Annotated in this window: 4 protein-coding genes; all 4 read right to left on the bottom strand. The window is 56.9% G+C overall.

Features of this window, described 5'->3' with window-relative positions:
* Nucleotides 1–262, bottom strand: a 262-nt coding sequence (locus tag VGE80_RS00295) for a hypothetical protein (protein WP_440591259.1), incomplete at its 3' end; no start/stop codon positions are given.
* Between the two features lie 306 nt (nucleotides 263–568).
* Complete coding sequence (locus VGE80_RS00290; protein WP_440591258.1) at nucleotides 569–1,036, bottom strand: hypothetical protein; 468 nt, start codon at nucleotides 1,034–1,036, stop codon at nucleotides 569–571.
* A 239-nt stretch (nucleotides 1,037–1,275) separates the two neighbouring features.
* Nucleotides 1,276–2,403: a DUF3592 domain-containing protein gene (locus VGE80_RS00285; RefSeq protein WP_440591257.1), complete on the bottom strand. Its 1,128-nt coding sequence runs from the start codon at nucleotides 2,401–2,403 to the stop codon at nucleotides 1,276–1,278.
* Between the two features lie 1,426 nt (nucleotides 2,404–3,829).
* Nucleotides 3,830–4,660 (bottom strand): DUF1501 domain-containing protein (locus VGE80_RS00280; protein ID WP_440591256.1); only part of this gene is annotated, 831 nt, incomplete at its 5' end.

Raw genomic sequence — 4,660 nt, 5'->3', positions numbered from 1 at the left:
CAATTGTTTGACGAACCGGCATGTATGTATCCGCCAGAACGAGGTGCCATTCTCCACCCGATGTCATCTCATCCAAATAGCGACAAAGGTTTGCTATCGGAGTTCGACGTGCGATCTCCTTGAAAAAATGTGCAGGATTCTCGAATACCGCCTGAATTTCCGGGGTCAGGATGTCCGCATGTGACTCTGGAACAGTGCTCAGCAGGTCGCCCTCACCGAGTATGACCGACGTGCCACCACCATCATTTTTCTGAAGTTTCATCGTACGGTGTCCTCTGGGCCAGCTTATCTCAATGTTCTCGAACCAGGCAGCTTGCGTCGTTGCCAGCACTTCGTTGAATAATGGGGGGGGGGCTGGACAAGAACTTATCCACCTCTTGGACGACCCAGGAATATCGGATCATCGATTTCATTGCCGGGACGGAAGGCCGACGCTGACACTGCAAACCTTGATTTGCCAAGTAGATTTAATCAACCGAACCTGACCGCTTTGAGGGACTTGCTCACCAGATTTGCGACTTTCTTTCACGCGTTTTCCCTGTGCAGTCGCCACCATCTCGTGGGATCGCTACTCGACGGTTTTGAATCGTTCTGCGCGGGACACCAGATCTTTCAGCGGGACCGCGTGGTAATACCATGTGAGTGGCTCCTGCTTTCCGTCGAGGTGACCCGTTTTGATTTGTATTTCGGCTCTTTCCGCCCAGTCCTTACGGATGTGAATTCGTGCAACCTGATTTCCCTCCACTTCACGGAGCGCCATTGACATTGTGAGATCGGATTTGAAACCGCCGCTGTCATGCTGCTCATCGCTGGAGATATGCAAGTCAACAGAGCTAATAGGCTTGAGTCGTCCTTCGTCCTTCAGCGTGAATGTGACCGTAACGCGGCCCGTGTTGTGGTCATAGACGGAGACATCATATTTGAGATTGAGCTCTTCTTTTGATTCACGGAGCCGGAAGCCCAGTGCGAGTGCGCAGCTCGCCGGAATGGCGATCGCGGCAATCATGACAAGGAAGATTCGAGCGGTTCGCGACATGATCGTCTCTCCGTTTGATTAATCGAACTGGTTCGGCCTTAGCAGCCTGTTAAAAGAGCGAGACAGGCACCTCGTATCATACGAGTTCTTCGGTGAATTTCAGGTTAGCCCGAAGCCAGTCCCCGTTGTTAAACAGGCTGCTTGGCGATTCTACTGCGACACACGGGATGAGCAGAAAGGTAAACAGAAGTGAGCGATCGTCGAATGTGGTGGACGGCAGTTGGATCTTGATCACGACTTCAGGTCGCGTTCTCGCTCGATTTCCATTCGAGTTCATCCAGTTGGCTGACGGCCTGGCTGACTTTGCTCAGTTGTCGTAGACCGAACCAGAGCAGTGGTAAGAGAAGCAGGAAGAAGAAATAGGCTCCGCCGAAGCCGCGGCGGACGACGACGTTGGCAGGATCGGACGGATCGTACCAGCAGGGAATGGTTTTGCCCGTGAGCCACTCGTCGATCGTCTCCTTCCCGAGCACCTGGCCGCCGATGTGCAGGGAGGTGCCGGTGTCGAAGCCGGTGGAGATCATTTCGCGGTCACCTGCCTGATACTTCAGCGCGAATTCGGGTGTGCGGGTGGTACTCGTCTGTCGCCGCCGTCCGGCCTGCTTTCGTGTCTGTGTCCTGATGACTTCGCGTCGGCCGAGGATTGTGGCTTCCGCCTCTTTCCAGTTAATGAGTGTTTGCAGATCGTGCCACGCGAGTCCTGCTCCAACCATCACAAACGCCAGCGGAAGCATGATCAGGGCCACCAGCCCCAGCGCCGGGACGCGACTGATCTGCGATGGCAAGCGGCTGGACAGTGGATGTTCTCTGAGCCACTGCAGGCGAAGTCGCAACCAGACGAAGAACAATCCGCCGCAGACCATCCATCCCAGAACCCAGAACGCCGCCGGATGAAACCTCAACCCACCGATGACCACTCCGGCCGTCGAAGGGGCGCTGCTGATTTTGATCGAGAACTCCGTATCCAGCCGCGCATCCGCCAGAAAGTTTCGCGCTTCGATCTCCGCTGACAGCGTGTGCTGGGCCTCTTTGCGAGAGGCCAGCAGGTCGAACGTAAACGGAGTCTCGCCCCTGGCGGGAATCTCGACGACGGCGGTCACCTCGCGTTCTTTGTCGTCGCGTTTCAGCTGGGGCAACTTGTCAATCCGGACGAGAAATCCATTGTGTGGAAACCGCACTCGCACATCGGTCTGATGGGAGGGGGTGTCGCCCGAGTTTCTCAGAACGACATTGACCGTCACCACCGTGCCGGCGGGAACCGTTTTCAAGTCGGATGAGACCGTTGACTGACTCAAATCCACCCCCGCCACGGCGACTCGTGCGACAAGGCAAACGGCTGCGGTCAGCATCACGATAAGTCTGTTCATACGACCTGTTTCAGAAGGAAGTGACGTCGTTTTCCCCAGCACATCGTCGTAAAACGTTACTTGAAGTGAACTCAAGTTGCACGGGCATTGTCGGTGGTGGGGTGGCCAGAGTCAGAAGGGACGTGAGCGAACCAGTGAGTGCCGCGACCGGCTGGAGACTGCGTTCCGGTGCGACACGCTCCATTGATTAGCGCTGGATAAGCCTGAGCAGTCGCGTTACCTAAAGTCAACGCAACTGCGGACACTGCATATCTGGCATCCCCTATTTTTTCCATTCAACTCTTCTGCGTTTGAGCGAATTCGAAGTTGGAAGTGTCGATGCCACGTCTGTCCAGCCTCGTCCGACGATCCTCAATCAACTCGGTATCGCCCCTTGGGAGGGTAGCCCCGGTTGTCGCGTCATCGCGGCTACCGGGGCGGCGTCAGCCGCACGAGGTTGTGTCAGGCACAACTTCCCCTGCGGCTCAAAATTTCCGTCGGCGTCAACGGGTTGCTGTTGACGGTACTTGCCCCCCTAGGAAAACGCCCCCGGGGACACGGCATACCAGATTCCCAGGCTCTTCACGAAGCGACAAACAGACCCGTACTTTTCATCAGATCCGTGCTCTTGGACGAGGTTCAGGCAAATCCGCTGCGCATCCAGGCCTTGCTCCAGCTTCGACAAAATGATGTCGCGAAATCGCTCGCAACGACTCCGGGAAACAGACGAACCGAGCCCTTCCACGGCCTCTGCAGACCCGTGGGCGCTTTGGTCTCGTTTGGCAGTTTCAACGCCAAATGACGCCGAACAGAGTTTCGCGATACGCCAAGCGACTGCGCAATCGCTCGCTCAGACAAGCCGCTCTCACGCAAACGTCTTAATCGATGATGACTCGTCCATACTGAGCTGATAAGCCATTGTTGTCGCACTCGTGAATTTCTGATCAGAAAATCTGATGATCAGAAAACAATAGCCCCTTTGTCTCAACTGGTACCGTTTCAGCGCTCAGTGACAGAGTGTTGAAGAATTGCGGACTGGCGCGAGGGCCGTTGTATTCAAGGGAATACTGGCGGTGGCGCAGGTCACTGACGCGATTTTCAATCGACAGACCTCCTGAAATGTGTTTCTCCGACGAGGGCCACCCAGTTCCTCGGGGTTCGATCACCCGGATGCAAGCTGGAGAATTCCGGATCGGGGGGTAAGTTGCCGTCTGGCGGGACGATTGTGAGTTTCGGGGGAGACCTCTTGTGCTTCGCACACGGGTAGCCCGGAAGACCTGGCAACCCGTGCTACCCTGGGGAAACTCGCACAGGCGCCCGTTGCAGTGACAAAGTCTTTCTGTCGATAAATGATGGTCCTGACGAACAACGGTTTGTCGCAGAGTCACGCTGCAGACGGTGGCCTTCTCTTCTTCGGGCTTTCCGCTTCCTGAGTGATGACTGTCCTTTACAGAAGCTCTTTCGGGACTTCTCCGCTTGGGAGCAGGTGCATCGGGCGACCGGTGTGGTCGATGATCGTGTCGTTCGCGGACAGGCCGAGCGCGTTGTAGATGATGGCGCAGAAGTCTTCGACGCCGACCGGACGAGACGTGGGATACGCCGCTTTCGCGTCGGTACTGCCGATGATCTGACCGTGACGGTAGCCGCCTCCGGCGATCAGGATGCTTTGGGCCTGCGGCCAATGGTCACGCCCCGCGTCCCGATTGATGACAGGAGTGCGGCCAAACTCACCTGCCGATACGACCAGCGTATCTTCGAGCATTCCCCGTTCGGCCAGATCCTGGATCAGGACACCGACAGCCCGGTCGTGGCGCGGCATCTTGTAGTCCAGGCCATTCTTCAGGTGTCCGTGATCGTCCCAGTAGCCGGTGTTCAGGGTCACGAACCGCGAACCCGCTTCGATCAGCCGGCGTGCGACCAGCGCCTGCTCACCCCAGCCGTCGCCATAGCGTTCGCGCGTCTTCGCATCCTCTTTCGACACGTCGAAGGCTTCGCGAGTCCGTCCTGACAGCAGAATATCCAGGGCCTGCTGATCGACCTGATCCAATTGACGGAAGGTGCTGTTCTGGTCGAACTTCCGCCGCAGACTGTCGAGTTGCTTCTGCAGTCCAATTCGATCGTTGAGTGCATCGGCCGTCAGACCATCCACCAGGGCAAAACTGCGATGATCGCCCGAGGGGAGGCGACCCGCTTCGTCCCCGTAACTGAATTCACCATAGCGGAAGGGATTGTGCGCCACGCCGAGCCAGGCCCCGCCGTTAAAGCCAAAGCCACCGTC

The organism is Schlesneria sp. (assembly GCF_036405755.1).
GTDB lineage: Bacteria > Planctomycetota > Planctomycetia > Planctomycetales > Planctomycetaceae > Schlesneria > Schlesneria sphaerica.
The sequence above is the reverse complement of the archived record's forward strand: the minus strand, read 5'-3'. Positions and strand labels throughout refer to the sequence as shown.

Excerpts from the sequence above, each read along its gene's own strand:
- VGE80_RS00290 (WP_440591258.1), bottom strand. The coding sequence starts at position 1,036 with ATGTCGCGAACCGCTCGAATCTTCCTTGTCATGATTGCCGCGATCGCC.
- VGE80_RS00285 (WP_440591257.1), bottom strand. The coding sequence starts at position 2,403 with ATGAACAGACTTATCGTGATGCTGACCGCAGCCGTTTGCCTTGTCGCA.